The 18,241-nt window shown below is 36.2% G+C and carries 17 protein-coding genes; 11 read left to right on the top strand and 6 right to left on the bottom strand.

Annotation, left to right across the window (positions count from 1 at the left end; translation table 11 throughout):
* The 4 genes from DCO44_RS04465 to DCO44_RS16740 form a co-directional block, all read left to right on the top strand.
* Window positions 1-756, top strand: a 756-nt coding sequence (locus DCO44_RS04465) for a hypothetical protein (protein WP_116759458.1), incomplete at its 5' end; no start/stop codon positions are given.
* Window positions 757-762: 6 nt separating this feature from the next.
* Window positions 763-2,508 carry a hypothetical protein gene (locus DCO44_RS04460; RefSeq protein WP_116759456.1) on the top strand — a complete coding sequence of 582 codons (1,746 nt, stop codon included), beginning with the start codon at window positions 763-765 and terminating at the stop codon, window positions 2,506-2,508.
* A 442-nt stretch (window positions 2,509-2,950) separates the two neighbouring features.
* Window positions 2,951-3,094 (top strand): zinc ribbon-containing protein, encoded by a 144-nt coding sequence (locus DCO44_RS04455; RefSeq protein ID WP_120402943.1) that lies wholly within the window; start codon window positions 2,951-2,953, stop codon window positions 3,092-3,094.
* 373 nt (window positions 3,095-3,467) lie between these two features.
* The gene (locus DCO44_RS16740) at window positions 3,468-3,602 is read left to right on the top strand and encodes a zinc ribbon-containing protein (RefSeq protein ID WP_016165874.1); all 135 of its coding nucleotides are present in this window, start codon (window positions 3,468-3,470) and stop codon (window positions 3,600-3,602) included.
* Window positions 3,603-3,738: 136 nt separating this feature from the next.
* Here the strand turns inward: DCO44_RS16740 and DCO44_RS04445 are convergent, their stop codons facing one another.
* Genes DCO44_RS04445 through tssH form a run of 6 tightly spaced genes read right to left on the bottom strand, consistent with a single transcriptional unit; the run spans window position 3,739 to window position 11,301 of the window.
* Window positions 3,739-4,707 carry a M15 family metallopeptidase gene (locus DCO44_RS04445; protein ID WP_116759454.1) on the bottom strand — a complete coding sequence of 323 codons (969 nt, stop codon included), beginning with the start codon at window positions 4,705-4,707 and terminating at the stop codon, window positions 3,739-3,741.
* 1 nt (window position 4,708) lies between these two features.
* The gene (locus DCO44_RS04440) at window positions 4,709-5,293 is read right to left on the bottom strand and encodes a hypothetical protein (protein ID WP_116759452.1); all 585 of its coding nucleotides are present in this window, start codon (window positions 5,291-5,293) and stop codon (window positions 4,709-4,711) included.
* Window positions 5,294-5,307: 14 nt separating this feature from the next.
* Complete coding sequence (gene icmH, locus DCO44_RS04435; protein WP_116759450.1) at window positions 5,308-6,111, bottom strand: type IVB secretion system protein IcmH/DotU; 804 nt, start codon at window positions 6,109-6,111, stop codon at window positions 5,308-5,310.
* Between the two features lie 12 nt (window positions 6,112-6,123).
* Window positions 6,124-7,488: a type VI secretion system baseplate subunit TssK gene (gene tssK, locus DCO44_RS04430; protein WP_116759448.1), complete on the bottom strand. Its 1,365-nt coding sequence runs from the start codon at window positions 7,486-7,488 to the stop codon at window positions 6,124-6,126.
* Between the two features lie 5 nt (window positions 7,489-7,493).
* Window positions 7,494-8,606, bottom strand: a complete 1,113-nt coding sequence (gene tssA, locus DCO44_RS04425) for a type VI secretion system protein TssA (protein ID WP_116759446.1) — start codon at window positions 8,604-8,606, stop codon at window positions 7,494-7,496.
* A 25-nt stretch (window positions 8,607-8,631) separates the two neighbouring features.
* Complete coding sequence (gene tssH / locus DCO44_RS04420) at window positions 8,632-11,301, bottom strand: type VI secretion system ATPase TssH (protein ID WP_116759444.1); 2,670 nt, start codon at window positions 11,299-11,301, stop codon at window positions 8,632-8,634.
* A 355-nt stretch (window positions 11,302-11,656) separates the two neighbouring features.
* Here tssH and DCO44_RS04415 point away from each other — a divergent pair, with 355 nt between their 5' ends.
* From DCO44_RS04415 to tssG, 7 genes are all read left to right on the top strand, one after another.
* Window positions 11,657-12,340 (top strand): hypothetical protein, encoded by a 684-nt coding sequence (locus tag DCO44_RS04415; RefSeq protein WP_133243149.1) that lies wholly within the window; start codon window positions 11,657-11,659, stop codon window positions 12,338-12,340.
* A 26-nt stretch (window positions 12,341-12,366) separates the two neighbouring features.
* Entirely contained in the window at window positions 12,367-12,876 is a 510-nt protein-coding gene (gene tssB / locus DCO44_RS04410) for a type VI secretion system contractile sheath small subunit (RefSeq protein ID WP_016165882.1), read from the top strand.
* Window positions 12,869-14,350 (top strand): type VI secretion system contractile sheath large subunit, encoded by a 1,482-nt coding sequence (gene tssC / locus DCO44_RS04405; protein WP_116759440.1) that lies wholly within the window; start codon window positions 12,869-12,871, stop codon window positions 14,348-14,350. The genes tssB and tssC overlap by 8 nt, the downstream gene beginning before the upstream one ends.
* A 48-nt stretch (window positions 14,351-14,398) precedes the next feature.
* Window positions 14,399-14,902, top strand: coding sequence for an Hcp family type VI secretion system effector (locus DCO44_RS04400; RefSeq protein WP_116759438.1), 504 nt, complete (start codon window positions 14,399-14,401; stop codon window positions 14,900-14,902).
* Between the two features lie 82 nt (window positions 14,903-14,984).
* The gene (gene tssE, locus DCO44_RS04395) at window positions 14,985-15,458 is read left to right on the top strand and encodes a type VI secretion system baseplate subunit TssE (RefSeq protein WP_116759436.1); all 474 of its coding nucleotides are present in this window, start codon (window positions 14,985-14,987) and stop codon (window positions 15,456-15,458) included.
* Window positions 15,459-15,475: 17 nt separating this feature from the next.
* Window positions 15,476-17,284 carry a type VI secretion system baseplate subunit TssF gene (gene tssF, locus DCO44_RS04390; protein WP_116759434.1) on the top strand — a complete coding sequence of 603 codons (1,809 nt, stop codon included), beginning with the start codon at window positions 15,476-15,478 and terminating at the stop codon, window positions 17,282-17,284.
* A complete protein-coding gene (tssG, locus tag DCO44_RS04385; protein WP_116759432.1) occupies window positions 17,248-18,240 on the top strand; it encodes a type VI secretion system baseplate subunit TssG in 993 nt (330 codons plus the stop codon). The genes tssF and tssG overlap by 37 nt, the downstream gene beginning before the upstream one ends.
* Window position 18,241 lies beyond the last annotated feature (1 nt).

The following is an 18,241-nucleotide window of genomic DNA, read 5'->3' as shown; positions in this document are numbered from 1 at the left end:
GAGTTTGAGTTAAAGACTAAACTTAATAAAAAGGAAAAAGAAAATGGAAAAGTTGATATAACAACTCGAATTAATGAAACTTATCCAATTTGCAGATATAAAGATGTTCATGAAGACATTAGAGTTAGAATAGAAGAAAAAATAGAAGAATATTGTCAAAGTCAAAAGGATGAATTTAATCCTATTGAGTTAGAAAATCTTTTTATTCAATGGGTTGATTTTCCTAAAACTCCAAAGGAGCAAAAAAGATCTTTAATTGGTCTAATGAAAGACAAATTTCCAAACGTCACAGATTTAAAAGCGGCGATTGATTTATTAATTAACTTATTTAAAGATGTAGAAGTAATTTATAATAGCCAAAATTTAGCAAAATTATTAGATATTTCTAAAAGAGTAGAAGGGGAAGTGATAAAAAAAGCTATTGATGTTATTGAGTTTGAGCAGAAGACTTTTGATTTATGGCGTGAGATATCTAAGGAAGTAATTGCAAGATTTAGGTTTTCTATTGCTATACGTAAAAATGCAGAAATTGAAATAACAACTACATTTGAATATCTTAAAGATATGAATAACTATGAACATCAGTTAATTAAAGATTATATAAAAAATAATGATTATTCATTTTCTTATTCTGATTATACTGAGATGTTTCAAGGTTATATTGAAAGTATAAAAAAAGTTAATGACATTAATTTAAGTGAAAAAGATTTTTTCTTTGCATGTTTGTGTTCGTATGTTGAATATTATGGCGGATAGTTATTGATGAAAGCAGTTGTCCATTTTAATCGTTTATTTGTTGCTTCTGAAAAATTTAATAAATGTTTCTTAGAAGAATTTTCATTGGGTTTAAATCTTATAGGGGGGAGAAATACAGCCGGGAAAAGTACATTACTACAGAGTTTATTATATGTAATAGGTATTAATGATGTTAAACAAAATTTAGAAGAAATTTTAGAGTATGATCCAATATTTAGGTTGGATTTCACTATTAATAATAAAGAATATAAAATTATTAGAGATAATCTAAGTATTTATTTTGAAGATTATAATGGTAAAATTTTATCATTTAATGGAATTAACTCTGACAATGGGGTTGCGCATATAAAGTTAAAGGAATTTATTAGTTCACTACTAAATTTTAATTTAATGGTAGAGCAAAAAGGGGAAATTAAAAAGGCATCTCTAGAATGTGCTTTTTTACCATACTATGTATCTCAATCTGTTGGTTGGGTATATTTAAGAGAGTCATTTTCAAATCTTGGTTTTTATAAAGGCTTTAAAGAAAACTATCTAGATTATTATCTGGGTGTTGATAATCATTTTAATAAAGAAGAATATATTACATTGGTTGAACTTGTTAAAGAATTGGGTTATGAAATAAAAACTTTGCAAAAATTTACGAAAAAACAAGAGTTTATTTTCTTTTCATTTATGGACGAAGAGTTTGGCGAGGATGCAAAAGAATACCTAGAAAATTATATTAAGGCTAATGAGGATTTACAGGAAGCGAGAAATAATTATATAAAATATAGCAATACACTAGCTTTGTTAAAAAATCAGAATAAAATTTTAATAAAAACCAAAAATAATTTAAAAAGACAAAGATATAATGACCTAGACCGTTGCCCAGCTTGTACACAAGTACTTTCATACTCTCTAGAAGGATTGTATAGCTACTATCAGAAGGTAAATGATACTAATGAACTGGAAGAAAAAATAAAAGATGAACTTAAAAAAGCTTATTCTTCTGTTAATAACACAAAGAAGAGGCTTAATGAAAAAGAAAATACTATTAATGAAAATTATAAAGCTCTAGGTGATAAATTTCATGGTGAAATATCATTTAATAGTTGGGTAAAAGGAAAAGCTAACTTTCAATTTCATCGACAAATAAAATTAGACTTATATAACAAAAACATTGAAAAAGAAGAATATAATTTAAAATTAAAGAATATGGATACTGACGAGAAAGTCCTCCAAAATCGTATTGAAAAGGAAAAAGAGTTCGCAAAGATATTCAAGAAATATCTTAGTGATTTGAAAATCAATAATTTAAACCAAAGTCGTTATCTTGACTTATATAAAATAAACTCATTCCCCTATCAAGGTGTTGAGTTACATAAAACAGTTATGGCATATCATTTTGCATTCAATAAAATTATAGGAGACACAAAGAATATTCATAGACTGCCTTTCTTATTAGATGGGATCTTAAAAGAAGATATAGATGAAACAAGTTTAAATGATATTTTCTCTTTTATTAGTAAAAATTTACCTTTAGATACTCAGACTTTTATTTCTATTGCAGAACATGTGAAAGAAGAAAATATTGCTAACAGTCCATTAAAAGCAGTAAATTTGAAAATATTAAATTTCCAATTTTTCAAAGGTAAAGCAAAGAATATTTATATTGGTAACGGAACTGAGCAAAGAGCTTTCTTGAAAAATGATCTATATAAATATAGAGATTTATTTAATGATACGTTAAGAATTATAGCTGAGGCTTAGTTCTTTTGAAAAATAATAGTTTTGATAAAAATCCTAAACCCATAAAAAAAGCCCGACATCCTGTCGGGCTTTTTCGTATTTGGTTGCTAGATATGACTCCTGTCGTATCTCACGATCCTGATGCATGAACCTATTATTGTTGTTTTGTGTTCCGGAACATCCTGCTTCTGTTTGAACACATTATAAGAAAAAAGCGGGGGGCGCCAATCTGCTAAATCCCTAAAAGTTTGTAAGATAAATCGTACAAATTTAAATTTTCGTCTTTGTATCATTATTAGCTGTCAAAAAGGTCGTTAAGTCATCAAAACTAGAATGCTATATATTCAATGTGGGAACTACAGCTTAATAATTTCTTGATCCCTACGGTCACAAAATAGACTCTACAAACTCAAAAGCTTGTCTATACTCTGTTCACCATTTCTAAAACACATGGAGAACAAAAATGGTAACTGCTGGCGAAAAACCTGGAACAGGCTTCTATTTTTGTATTCAATGCGGACACCGCGTTTACTTAGAAATTGGTACTGATCGTTTACCCCCGTGTACCAAATGCCTTGGCAATCAATTTAACAACAAGATTGCCTAAGCTGCACACTGCAAACAGTGATCCGCTGTTTGAATAAAGCCCTGTCACACTAGATAGGGCTTTTTATTTACATCAAGAAAAGGATTGAAGGGAACGAAACCTAATTTTAGTACTTAGCCGTATTTACAACTTTGAATATTTGTTCACGATCAATAGCTCTAAAGAACAAGGCATATGCGACCTAAAGCCTTATTTGTGTACGTAAAGTAAGCAAATCTTCACTTTAATGATTAAATTTTATTTAGCTCACCAATTTTTTGAATACATCATTTCTTACATTTATGACACCATTATTTTTTAAAATGATCAATAGACATTGAGCATAAGCGCGTTATACTAGGGTTACCATTTCTAAAATCTATGGAGAACAAAGATGGTTACTGCTGGCGAAAAACCCGGAACAGGCTTCTATTTTTGTGTTCAATGTGGACGTCGAGTCTACTTAGAAATTGGTACTGATCGTTTACCCCCGTGTACCAAATGCGCTTGCACTCAATTTCAAAAATAAAAGTGATTAAGCAACAACATTAAAACAGATATCCCTGTTTTAAAAAAAAGCCCTATTCATCCATAGGGCTTTTTGTTGTTATGAACAATATAAAGATATATGACTTGGTATGCCGTCATCCCAATTGGGCACATTATTAATTTAACTCTTGTGCTAAAAGCTGTCCTTCAGTCGTGAGTTTTTCTGCCATTTCCGCTGTTTTTTTCAAACCCGGCATACGGAATTCAGTATGACCATAGTCATGAATAGACTTCCAGCGTCCACCCCAAGTTAAACCGACCGACTCGGCCACTTCACCATATAATTGATAGCCTTTCCAAGCCCAAGGGTCACGTTCAGAAATTACCACTTTGCCATCCCGTTTAAATGCAACATCCGCAGCCAAGCCAAATTGGTGATAGCTCTGGAAGGCTTTAGCACGTGTGGTATTTTTATTGCCAGAAAGCATATTTTGACGTGCAGGACTACGGTAACCCTCTAACAATACCAGTTCATAACCATAACGTTCCTTCATGATTTTAAACACCATCAATAACCGTTGCTTGTAGCGTAAATTCATCCGATCCCATTTACGGTCAATCAATGAAGTATCAAAATGCCCATGACTTTGTTCAAATGTCGTATCCCGCTCTAAAGAGAAAGGTTGAGCCGTTACACTGTTGTTCTGTGCTTGATACTGCTGTTCTAGTTGCATGGCTTCAACAATTGCAGCGTCCACCAACTGTTCATCGACCTCTGGTGGTGCTGTCAGTATTTCACCATTTAATAAGGCATAAATTTGTGGGTCGACTTTTTCCAGATAATTGGCTTCGACTTTGGTCGGATCAATGGGGCGGGTAAAGGCAAACAGTAGAATACTGCCCAATAAAAAGAATCCAGCAATCAAAATCCACCATTGTTGTAAATGCCAATGGGTTTGAGTTTGCTCAGCAGAAGCGGCATAACCCATTTCTTGTGCAAAATGACGTGCGTGCCCAAGCTTTTGTTTGCTGCTGGGTAAAATCATCCGCACATAATTCAAGGTTCGCAGCCGAAGCTCGTAAGACATTAACAAGCTCAAACCAATCACCAACGCCAGAAAGCTACAGCCAATAAAAATAATCATCTTAGTTTGACTGTACAGCAGGTGATGATGGATGTGAGGTTTGTGCTTGAGGCTGAGCCAATTCAGCTTCTTTATCCAGTTGATCTAATAATGCAGGTTTCACTACGCCTTGTGCTAGTGGCTTTGCCGTTGGGGTCACAGGTTGAGGTTTCTGCACTTTTTTTTCGATTACGCCCACATCTTTGCTCGCTAATTCCGGTTGCTGACCCAGATTGGCGAAGGGTGAGCTGTTTGGAGTGTGCGTATTGAGATTGGTCGGACTATTCACTGAATGCTTAAACAGTGCGGACATCTCTTGTTCATTGATTTGATTCGGATAATCAATATCCTCATCTGCTGTAGTCGCATTTTCCACGGGCTTTGTTTCGAGGGGAGATGTATGCGTGGTTGTCTCAGCTTGATTCGGTTCTATGTCAGTGGATGCCGTTTTTTCAGAGTTTTGTGCATAAAGATAAAAACCGAAAAATCCACAACTTAAAATAATGCCACCGACAAACCCCGCAATCACATAAATGCTTGAACGCTTTTGTGGTTTTGTAGGGTTCGCTTTTAAAATGCGCAGGGTATTTTGTTTTTCTTGAGCCATGTGCCACCAACAATTTAAGGTAAATAAATCGTAATATTGGCCTGTTCCGTAGGCGTACTAATTACATTATTAAATGGCGCAAGTGAAGTCTGCGTTTGTTGGTTAAGCGAATATCTTAAGCCTGCAAAAGCCAGAAGGCTAAAAATCAATAAAAATAGAATAATCCAGACGAAAGGAAGTTCACGATGAATGATATTTTTGATTTGATCAGGTAGAGCCGAAAAAGGCGAGAATGCAGCTTTTTTCCCTTTTAAGTAATCAATTTCATCTCCAATCCGTGCCACCAAATGGTTTAGGCTTTCAATCGATTCAATTCGATATTTGCCTTGAAAACCCAACAGTAGACAATAATGAAAAACTTCGAGTGAGGCGAGTCGGTCTTTACCTTTACTACGCAGTTGTTCCAAAACTTCAAAGAATTGATAACCTGCCAGTTGTGAACCAAACAGGCTTAATTGCAATGGATTAATTAACCATAGATTTTGCAAATTAAAAAAAGCATCATTTTGCTGCGTGACAATGGTTTCGTCCAACAAGGCACAATAGGCATATTTGGCATCATGAATATCTTCGGCAGAAAATTGTAATTTGCGTGCCTGCTGTTCAAAGCGATGTAATAAATCTAGAACTTTTTGTCTAAATTGTTCGGGTTGTTGAGGGACATATTGGTTTCTTAATAAAAAAACCACATAAAAACCGTCATACAGTAAATCAATTAGGCAGGATGTTGGCTTCACAATCGCAGGGTGATAAGGCAAGGTATTTGAACCAATTTGACCATCATCAAACAAAGAGGGTGCCTGACTAGAAGAATTCATTTTTATTATTCCTTAGCTATTCATCACAGCAATTAATTCAATACTAATGTCTTGGAAACCAGATGGAACATAAATACAAATGGTTTCAGAAGACAACATCTGTTGGTAAAGTTCATGATGAGGTTCAATTTCAAAATAACTCACCCCTGAACGCACAGGAATGGCAGTTGGAACCTGCATTAAGTGATGTAATGGAATCGCAGGAAGTGCTGCAACCACACGTTGTTCGACGTCAATGGTACTGCCCACTTTAAAGCGTAAAGGAACAATTTGAATCAGTTCATGCGTTTGCATCATGCTACTAGAGACAGAAACATAGAGTCGGGTATCTCGGGTAATTTTGTCAGTTTCAAGACTACCGACCCAGTACGATGGACGTGTTTCTTTTAGGCTAATACTGATGTAGCGGTTTGAAATAATCGTATCGAGTAAGTCACGTAAAATTTGCTCTAAATCACTGAAACTCTGTTGCAGTTGGTGATGTTGGTATTTGGGCAGTTGGTCTACTTCATAGACAGATGAGAACGTCAGTAAAGAACCAGTCAATCGCAACAGTTCAGAAAATAAGCGTTCAGGATGAATCTGAGGGTGCTGAAAAATATGGTTGAGGCTGGAATATGCTGTATTAAGTGCATTGACCAACCAAAAAGACACAATATCACCAGAACGAAATTCAATCAGTTTTTGTTCATTTTCACGATTATTAGATTGAACGGTTTTAATCTTGGCACGAATGATATTCAGCAGACGTTTCAACTGATTTAACAATGCTGCATTTGATTCAATATGCAATAACGGTGGAATAAACTTCGGGTCAAGTTCAAAATGTCCTGAACTTTGGCGCTTAATCATGCCAACGGGTAGATACAAGAAACCGTCCATTTCATGGGTTGGCATGATATGTGGTTCTAATAGCTTAAATTCTGCACGACGTTGCAATAGGGAAATTTCAGCAGGAGATGCATCGGTAAACAGGTCATGGGTTTCAGTCAAATAACAATGATAACGACTCGGCTGTGAACTTTTTTCATATGAGACATTTTTTTTATTGGCTTGTACAATAGGAATCGCCAAATAAATTTGCATTTCACCTTGCAAGTTTAAATGATCCAATAAAATGGGCTCAGGTAAAAGGTCACGTGAGGGAGCGGCATAAATTTCACCGTCTTGCCAGATCATTTCAATCGCTTCTAAAGCCAAAACGTTTAAGTTCAATTGGCTTTCATCGAAGGTAATCTTTTGGATACCATAGGCAAATGGGATGGTCGCGCGAATGGTATGATTCAGATGCTGTTCATGATAACGGTCTTGTAATTGAAAGTGTTGAGGACGTAAAAATAAGCCTTCGCCCCAAAGAATTTTTTCTGCTTTAAACATGTCAATTACCAGTTACTTGTTTCATTGTTGGTTGAGGAGATGCCCAATAATTCTTGAACAGATTCAAGTGGATTTTCCTGTTTAATGACCTGAGCTAACCATTCATGTAAAGGCATTTGGCTCCATTTCACTGTCTTTTGCAGCATATAACTCACTGGGCTATGGGGTTCATGTGTTTGAAAATAATCGGCAATGTCCTGCAAAACTTTGATAGCTTGTTCCCGATTTTGTAAATGACTTTGTGGGGAAGGTTGAAAACCTTGTTGTGAATGCAGGGGCATAGCGAAAGCTGTTTCGGTGTGAGGCAATTGACGGGTATCTGTTGATATTTCAAGCGTAGATGAAGTGTCTAAAGTGTCAGATCCATGTTGAAATTGATCCGCTTTATAAATTTTCTTTAATGACTTATGGATATCTTCAAGCTGTGAATCAATATGCGCAAAGCTTGGGGCTTCCAGTTGCATGAGTTGATCTAGTACCAGTTTTAAGGTTTCCCAATGCAATAAAAGTTGTTCAAAACTTTGGTAATTCTGTAATTGTACTGTTCGAGAGCTCTGCGCAAGTGCGAGGTCAAATTGCTCAAGTTGATTCGAAAATACCGTATCATCATCTGCTTGTTTTCTTTGATTGTTGTTCTGATACAGAAAATTTTCATAATCACATAAAGAATAAGCTGGCGAACTTTCAATCAATGGTGTTTTTTTGATTAATAGCGGAAGTTGATTGACTAAACCTTTTAATAATCCCAAGCGTTGATCTAAGTCATCTTCTTCAATTGCAGGGTGCAACTTGAGCCAGAATTGTTCTAATAAACGGTGTGACAGTTCCAGACTCTTCGCTAAGCCATGAAAACCATATAAATTTGCCCATGCTTCGGATAACCAAGTGAGCAGTCGAATATCTTTGGTTTTTTCAATCAGAAGTTGGCAACTTTGTTCTGCAACAAAATTCCAGTCTGCTTGTTTCGGTTCTGTAATCCAATCACCCAAGATCAAAGATGGATCATCTTCAGTCTTGGCTTTTTTAATGGCATGAAATTCATTGGAAAAGGATAAATCTTCCCCACACGCTTTTGCACCCGAAATGGGTTCGAGTAACTTATCTAACTCTATATTCATAATACGAAATAATCCAATTTACGTTTTATACAGTTTCAGCTTTGACTGCTTTGGCTTTTTTCTTTTTAGATGGTTTTATCTTAGAATCAAGAACATAAATGAATTCATCATTGTCTATGTCTATCCAAATTTGATTTGGCAACTTTTGTTCGCTTAAAGCCAGCAAAATTTCCGTCGCTAAAGCAGGTAGAATCGAGGCATTTAAAATATGATCTACATTTCTGGCACCGCTATCCACTTCAGTACAACGACTAAGTAATAGCTCGCTGACATCATCACTATACTGAACCTGCACATGATATTGCTGCTCGATGCGTTTGATAATTTTTCCTAATTTATGCTCAATAATTTGAATTAAAAGATCATCATGTAATGGGAAATATGGAACAATTTGCATGCGACCTAAGAATGCAGGTTTAAATTGTTGATATAAACTTGGTTTTAATTTATCAAGTAGTTGCTCAGCAGTAGGCCATTGCTCGACTGGATGATTTAGACAGGCTTGCATGATGTTGCTTGAGCCTGTATTTGAAGTCAGTAAGATCGTAGTATTTTTAAAATCAATGACACGTCCTTCTCCATCTTCTAGAGTACCTTTGTCGAAGACTTGGAAAAATAATTCTTGAACATCTTGATGTGCTTTTTCAATTTCATCCAATAAAACAACACTATACGGATTTCGTCGTACAGCTTCGGTCAATACGCCACCTTGACCATAGCCTACATAACCTGGAGGCGAACCTTTTAACGAGGAAACGGTATGGGCTTCTTGATATTCGGACATGTTGATGGTAATTAAGTGCGATTCACCGCCATATAATTCCTGTGCTAGCGCCAGTGCTGTTTCGGTCTTACCTACACCACTTGGTCCCACTAACATAAACACACCTTGTGGTTTATTGGGGTCTTCCAGCTTGGCTTTAGCAGTTTTAATGCCTTGAACTAGCAGTTTTAACGCATAATCTTGACCCATGACGCGTTGTTCAAGTTTGTTTTTAAGGTTCAGTATTTGTTTAATTTCATCGCTGACCATGTTACCAACAGGAATACCCGTCCAATCAGAAATAATTTCATTGATGATGGTGGCATTCACGCGGTCAAACACGAGAGGGTTATTGTCTTGTAATTGGAGAAGTTTGAATCTGAGTTCAGCAATTTGCTCATTACAGTTAACTGCTTGACCATCTTGCAGCGCTTGAATTTGTTTTACTAAAGCCAGTTCTTGCTGCCATTTTTGTTGTATGACTTGAATATTTTGTTCTAAAGACAGAATGTTTTCTTGAATGCTGTTCAGACGTTCTTCATGAATTGGATTGCTTTGATGTTCATTCTGTAGAATGTTCAGTTCCAATTTGAGATTGTGCAACTGCGCTTGAAATTGGTCTAATTGAACAGGTTGAGCATTCTGCGTAAGTGCGACACGTGCAGCCGCAGTGTCTAAAACGCTAATGGCCTTATCGGGGAGTTGACGCCCTGTAATGTAACGATGTGATGCATGAACTGCGGTTATAATTGCTTCATCATCAATTTGTAACTTAAAATGTTCAGTCATAACTGGAATCATGGCGCGTAGCATATCAATGGCAACAGCTTCGGTTGGTTCCTCAACTTGAATGACTTGAAAGCGACGACTTAAGGCTGCATCTTTTTCAAAGTATTGTTTATATTCTGCCCAAGTTGTTGCGGCAATAGTACGCAGTTCACCACGAGCTAGCGCGGGTTTAAGTAAATTTGCAGCATCATTTTGCCCAGCTTGTCCTCCTGCACCAATCAGTGTATGTGCTTCATCTATAAATAAAATAATAGGATGACTTGAACTTTGAACTTCCTGAATAATTTGTTTCAGTCGGTTTTCAAACTCACCTTTTACACTGGCTCCTGCTTGTAATAACCCCATATCTAAGGTGTGAAGTTGTACATTTTTGAGCGCATCTGGAACGGAATTTTGTGCAATTTTTAAAGCCAGTCCTTCAACAACCGCTGTTTTTCCGACACCTGGTTCGCCAGTTAAAATCGGGTTATTTTGTCTACGTCGCATCAGAATATCGAGCATGAGGCGAATTTCATGTTCGCGTCCAATTACAGGATCAATTTGTCCGTTTTGTGCTTTTTGCGTCAAGTTGATGGTGTATTGATTTAAAGCAGGTGTTTGCGAAGTTGATGGTTGGATAGAACTAGAGGGTAGATCAGTTTTTGGCTGTACTGCTGGCGTTGTATCACATTCGGTACTGTTTCGACAAATGTCTAAAAACTGATGTTTTATCGTGTCGATTGGCAACATAGTTAAGTGTACAGATGCTCGGGTTGCAATCTGGTGTAAATCAGCCGCAGTAAGTAATGCAATCAATAAGTGGCTACTTCGAATAACAGGTATTTTCTCAGCAGAAGCCACTAGCCAAGCTTGTTCGAATAAACGAACAATAGATAAAGCAAAAATAGGGGTACGAGTGTTGCCTTTAGGCAATAATGCAATACTTTGGCTTAAATCATTTAAAAGTTCTTCATGCGCGATTTTGTATTTTTTTAATATGAGTTGCAGATCATTATCTGAATTTTGTTTCACCAATTCAGTCAGTAAATGCTCAATCTCTATTTCAAAATTTTGTTGAGAAACACAAAAGTTCGCTGCCTTTTCTAAAGCTTCACGTGCAGGAATAGACAGTTTTGTAATTAAAACTTTTAAATTATTCATTATGGATCTCAGCTTTTGAGACTAAGATTTGAATCACTACTTTAATACGAATATTTTTGTTGGTTAAGTTATTAATAAAAAAGTAATAATCAAATTTTCTTAGTCAAAAAAATCATAACTTTCTAGCATGAAAAATTATGTTTTTAAGTAATTGGTATAAAGTCGTGCGAATCATATATCATAAAATTTAAGAAAAAAAGTGTTATTTAAATTTATTAAATGTCGAAAGATGACAAAATTTGTCTTGACTACTGTAGTTAATATTTAGTTAAATCTGCCTACTTTAAAAATACATAAAGTAAAAACCAGAATATAAACGGTTAAAACTTTAGACAAAGACTTAATAATAGAGGTTGTTTTGAAGACAAATATTCTCTTATGGGCAGGCTTAATGCTGTCTAGTTTATCTATGAGTGCATTTGCGAGTAATTCAGATATTGATATTTCTCGAAGTTGCATCAAGAAAAATCCGTTAGTTTCTGGTGAAAATGATCCTGTTTTATTAAAAACATATAGCCAAATTTGCGATAAAAAAAACGCAGATAATAAAAATGGTTATTTAGTTCAAGCGGCGCAACGTTTTCAGCAAATTGGTCGAAGCGAAAAAGCTTTAGCACTGGTACAGCAGCTTGAAGCTGAAAAAGTACAGGGTAATACCTTGACTGATGTCAAGTTCCTCGCGGCGACTGATCTTGCAAATGATGCTCTAAAACAAATGCGTCAGAAAGAAATGCGCTATCTTAGCTCGGACATTACTTATCCTGCTGCAAATGAACTCATTCGATCAATTGATTCAGCAAAACCAGCCTCAGTTTTATTAGAAACTGCTTTAAATACAGCTGAAAGGAATCAATCAACGTCGAAATCATCGAAAACAAAAGCAGCAAAATCAGCAAAAGTCGCAACAACTGCAAAAACTAAGTCTAAAACCAAATCCGCAGCGACAACAAGCAATAAGACTAAGACAAGTACAACGACGGTTAAAGTAAATACAACCAATAGTAATACGAACAGCAGCAGCAACCCTTTTGCGGGTTTATAACAATTTAAAATACAAGGTTTTAAATCATGGCTAAACGAGAAAGCGTGCAAAAAAAATTGCAACGTATTCGCCCCCCGCGTGTCCAACTTACTTATGACGTAGAAGTGGGTGAAGGGAAAGAAATTAAGGAACTCCCTTTTGTTGTCGGTGTTTTAGGAGATTTTTCTGCGGCTTCGGAACAGGAAAAAACCAAACTTAAAGATAAAAAGTTTGTGAACGTCGATTTAGAAAATATTGATGAAGTCATGGAGTCGCTTTCGCCACGAGCGACTTTTCAGGTACAAAATACGCTTTCAGAAACGGGTGGGCGCTTTGGGGTTGATTTAACCTTTAAATCAATGGATGACTTTAGACCAGAAAACATTGCACAGCAAATTGAACCCCTTCGTAAATTGGTCGAAGCACGTGAACGTTTAACAGATTTACGTAATAAAATTTCGAATAGTGAACGTTTAGAAGATTTGTTAGATGATGTTTTAAAAAATACCGAACAAGTCCGCCAGTTGAGTGAAGAAGTAGGAGCGGACAATGAATAACATGCAATCGGCACTTGCTGTACAAGATAACTCCGCTGAATTAACTTTACTCGATTCTATTGTTGAACAAAGTCGTATCGCTCGAAATGATGAAGAGCATGACCGTGCGAAAAGTCTCATTGCTGAATTAGCTAAAGAAGTGATGGCAGGAACAATTACAGTTTCAGACAATATGTCGATGTCGATTGATAAGCGGATTGCCGAAATTGATGACTTGATTTCCAAACAATTAAGTCAAATTATGCATCATGCTGAGTTTCAGAAAATTGAATCGACATGGCGTGGATTGTATTACTTCTGCCAAGAATCACCTTCAAATCCGCTCATTAAAATTCGGGTATTAAACACCACGAAAAAAGAGTTGATTAAAGATTTTCAAAGCGCGACAGACTTTGATCAAAGCACCCTATTCAAGAAAATTTATGAAGAAGAATATGGTTCCTTTGGTGGAGCACCGTATGCAACTTTGATTGGTGATTTTGAATTTGACCGTACCCCAGCAGATATGTATTTGTTAGAGCAAATCTCACATGTTGCTGCGGCATCTCATGCTCCGTTTATCTCTGCTGCCAGTGCCAATATGTTAGGTCTGGAATCGTTTACCGATATTGACCGACCGCGAGATGTATCAAAAATTTTTGAAACCGCTGAATATGTGCAGTGGCGTTCATTCCGTGAAAGTGATGATGCCCGCTACGTGGCATTAACCATGCCACGGGTTTTAGGTCGTTTACCCTATGATCCAAAGCAAGGCATGCAAACCGAAGGCTTTAATTTTGTAGAAGAGGTTTCGGGTCAAAACCATGATGAATATTTATGGATGAATGCTGCTTATGCATTTGGTACACGTTTAACCAATGCATTTGATATGCATGGTTGGTGTGCTGCAATTCGTGGAGTAGAAGGAGGGGGATTGGTTGAAGGTTTACCAGTACATACCTTTAAAACCAATGACGGCGAAGTTGCATTTAAATGTCCAACCGAAATTGCGATTACAGACCGTCGTGAAAAAGAGTTAAGTGACCTTGGTTTTATTCCATTGGTACATTGTAAGAATACGGATTATGCCGCATTTTTTGGTGCGCAATCTGCGCAAAAACCAAAGAAATATGACAATGATACTGCAAATGCAAATTCAGCATTATCGAGTCAGATTCAATACATTATGGCAGTTTCTCGTATTGCACATTATTTAAAAGCCATGATGCGTGACAAAGTGGGTAGTTTTGCATCAGCAGGCAATGTCGAAGCCTTTTTAAATGAATGGTTGGCAAAATATGTGCTCTTGGATGATGGGGCTTCTCAAGAAGCAAAAGCCCAATTTCCATTAAGAGAGGCTTCCGTGAAAGTTGTAGAAAATCCAGCAGAGCCTGGTCACTACAAGTCTGTGGTTTTTTTAAGACCACATTTCCAGCTGGACGAGTTGTCCGTATCTTTGCGACTCGTCACTGAGTTGCCTCAGTCTTCTAATTAAATTAAGAACAGCTCAATAATTAAGAACTTTATAATATAGGATAATCTCATGAAAGATATATACGTCGAATTTCGAGGTAAATACAAAGTTGATGGTGAGTCACGCGACTCTGAGCACAAGGGTTGGTTAGAAGTAAACTCTTGGGCACACAATATTCGTCAGCCTAAGTCTGCAACTTCATCTAGCGTGGGTGGACATACCGCTGAACGTGTTGAACATGCAGATATGCACTTTGTAAAAGACCTTGATGCGACTAGCCCGAAACTATGGGAAGCATGTTCAGCAGGTTACACTTTTGATGAAGTGCAAATTGATTTTTACCGTGCCAATGGTGATAAGCGTATTAAATATCTTCAAATTAAATTGAAGCATGTTCTCGTTTCAAGTGTGGCGCCGATTGTCAATGAAGAAGGTGTTCCAACTGAAACTTTCGGCTTGAAATATGCTGCTGTTGAGTGGACGTATAATCAACAAGATATTAATGGTACTGCGAAAGGTGCAGTGACCAAGAAATGGTCATTGTCTAATAACACAGCATCGTATGCTGCATAACTGAACTCAGATCAATACATAGAGGATGACCATCGTTGTCCTCTATTTTTGAATGCAGAATAAATTGACTTAGATAATGAGCATGAGTTTAGAACAGTTACATCCCTACGGTTTTCAGTCCACGCTGTTTGATCGCTTACTTCCTGAAACTGAAAGTATAAGAGGACTTTCAATTCAAGAATTAAGACAGTCAGTCGCCAATGATCTTGAAGATTTGCTCAATAGCCGTATGGCAAAATTAGATCATATTATTGATGCTTATCCTTTGTCTAAACAATCAATAGTGCAATTCGGTATTATTGATTTTGTTGGACTTTCTACAGCAAACCCACTCGATCGAGAGCAAATTTGTCAGTCTATAGAGCAATCAATTTCGGCACATGAACCGCGATTAAAACAAGTCAAAGTGGAAATGCTTCTGGATGGTCACAATATGGGCGCATTGTGTTTAACCATTCAGGCTTATTTAAATATTCATCCTTTATATGAGCCTGTCGTTTTTGATGCGTTGTTAAAACCAACGACGCAACAATATGTTATTTCTGCGCAATCTTAAGGTACAAGGACAACGCTGTGATTGAAGAACTTTTACCTTATTACGAAAAGCAGTTGCAAGAGTTTGCACTACAGTCGAGAGAGTTTTCGAAAAAGTATCCTAAAATTGCGCAACGGTTATCACTGAATCAAGAGCAAATTGATGACCCACACATTGAGCGACTAATCCAAGCTTTTTCTTTAATTGCAGCAAGAATTGATAAAAAATTAGAAGACAGTTATGACGTGTTTACACGGTCATTATTTGAGGTGATGTTTCCTCAATATTTAAGACATTTTCCTGCTTGTACTGTTGTTAGTTTTGAAGATATTGAAAAGCAAAAGAAGCTAACAGAAGTCACAATTATTCCAGAAAAAACCACACTTAAATCACGAAGTGTGAAAGGCGTACAGTGTGAGTTTAAAACGAGCTTGGCTGTTCGACTATTACCGATACAGCTTAAATCCTTAGAATTTAAGACCAATCAGAGCTCGCATTTGCACTTGAACCAAAATGCCACGTTGGTATTTTCTTTTGAAGCGTTTAATGGCGCAGAAACATGGTTGGACAATGAAGTTATCCCAATATATTTAGATGCAATTTCTAATTTTCCTTTGCAGTTTTTAGATACAGTGTTTAGGTCTGAAACCAGTTTTAGCTTGAAATCAGGTCAGCATATATTGCCAATCGAAAATCCATTTGAAGTGATGGGCTTTACAGAAAAAGAAAGCTTATTGCCTTTAGATCAGCATACTCACCATGCTTATCGGCTTTTAATGGAATATTTTTGCTTTTCAGAAAAATTTAACTATCTTCAGTTGAATTTAAAGCAGCTAAAAAAATTTACGCAGCGAAATAGCCAATTTGAATTACATGTGCATTTAAAACTCAATTTGACTGACCCTGCAATTGTTCATAATTATTCAGCTTTAAATATTGCGAATTTCAAGCTTTTTAGTAGTCCAGCAATTAATTTGTTTGAGAAAAAAGCTGAGCCACAGAAGATTGATCATAAAAAATTAGAATATCCAATTTTAACAGACGCACATCACCCTGAATTTTATCGTGTTTATTCTATTCTTAATATGCAAATGATGAGAGAAAAACACGATCAAGATGCCGTAACCTATCCGATTTCACCATTTTTTGCCATGAGTCATGCGCATAAAGAGGATGCACGATATTTTTATGCATTGAATCAAAAACAATATCAACATAAAAACATTGAATTGGGTTATTCCATTATTTCTCGGCATTTGAATCCTCATGAAATCAAGTCTGATTTTATTAGTACAAATTTACTGTGTTCTAATGGTAATTTGCCTTATGAGAGCATGAGTTTAAGTCAGCATACTTTAAATATGAATGGTGTGGGCTTAGTTCGGCGTGCGCAGGTCTTAAAACGACCTTCACCATGTTATGTCTTTAATGGAAATAAAGAAGAACAGTGGCGACTGATTTCACATTTGTCTTTGAATTTGATGACATTAATGCAAGAAAATGCGTTACCCCATATTCAAGAATTACTGGCTTTATATAATTTATCAAATGCCAAAGAAAATCATCTATTGATTGATGCCATTCAGGGCATTGAATTTGAATCAATGCATAAAATGATGAATATCAAGCCATTCCCAGCTTTTGTCCGCGGTATAAAAGTCAAAGTATCAATCAAAGCAGAAGTCTTTCGTGGGCATAGTTTATATATTTTTAGCCAGTTATTGAGCTATGTATTCAACTTAAAAGTACAAATGAACAGTTTTGTGGATTTGACAATTTTTGATCATCAATCAGGACAGGAGTTATACCAATGCGTTCAGAACGTTGGTGGCAAGAAGCTTCTGTAATTGATGGTCTGTTTCACATGCCTACAGCTTATGAGTTTATCCAAACGACTCGGCTGTTACGGCATGATCCTATTTTTAATCAAGTTCAACATTGGGCGGATCGTTTTAGTTTTGAGAGCTCAATTCAGCTCAACTTTCCTATTGCAGAGATTGAGTCATTAAATTTAGCAGAAGATAAAATTGAACTCAAAAACTTGATGGTGGGCTTGCTTGGGATACAAGGGGCATTACCTTATAGCTATACGCAGAAAATAAAGTTATCACCTCGTAAGCAACGTGATGAAGTACAGAAATTTATTGGACTTTTTAATCATAAGTTGACTGCTCAATATGTCGATTCCAGTCTGGTTTATAACTTACCTGTTCGTTACGAAATTGATCAGAATAATCACTATTTAACAATTTTACATGCATTAAATGGTTTTGTGCGACAGCAACATCAGTCTTCCGACTTGAATGACTTTTTTGCTGAGTTTTCAGGATTAATGCAAGGACAGAATAATAATGTTCATGCCTTGAAAACGATGTTGCATTGTGTGTTTAAGCAAAAGATCGAAATTAAAGAATTTATTGTTGAAACCTTTCAGCTTAATGATGTTCAGAAAACCAGTTTGGGTGGTTTGGCTAAAAATGCTTTGGGTTTAAATACTTTTTGTGGTGAAAAAGTCCGTCAGGTGGATGGAAAAATAGAAGTTCAAATTGGGCCTTTAACGTACCCACATTATTTAGATTATTTGCCAGGGAAAGGTTTAAGTGAACAACTTAGAAAGATTTTTAAGAGTTGGTGTGACCCGACTTTGCATGTTGATGTTCGTTTAATTTTGAAAAGGACTGACAAGAAAGCAGTTCAAATTGGTGCAAATCAATCATTGGGTTTGGGGCAGGGAACTTTCTTAATGCCGAAATTAACAGAAGATCATAACGAATTTTGTTATGCGTTAATACGAGAGATCTAAA

It is taken from the genome of Acinetobacter sp. AM, assembly GCF_003105055.1.
Taxonomy (GTDB): domain Bacteria; phylum Pseudomonadota; class Gammaproteobacteria; order Pseudomonadales; family Moraxellaceae; genus Acinetobacter; species Acinetobacter tibetensis.
This window is presented reverse-complemented; position numbering and strand designations above follow the sequence as displayed.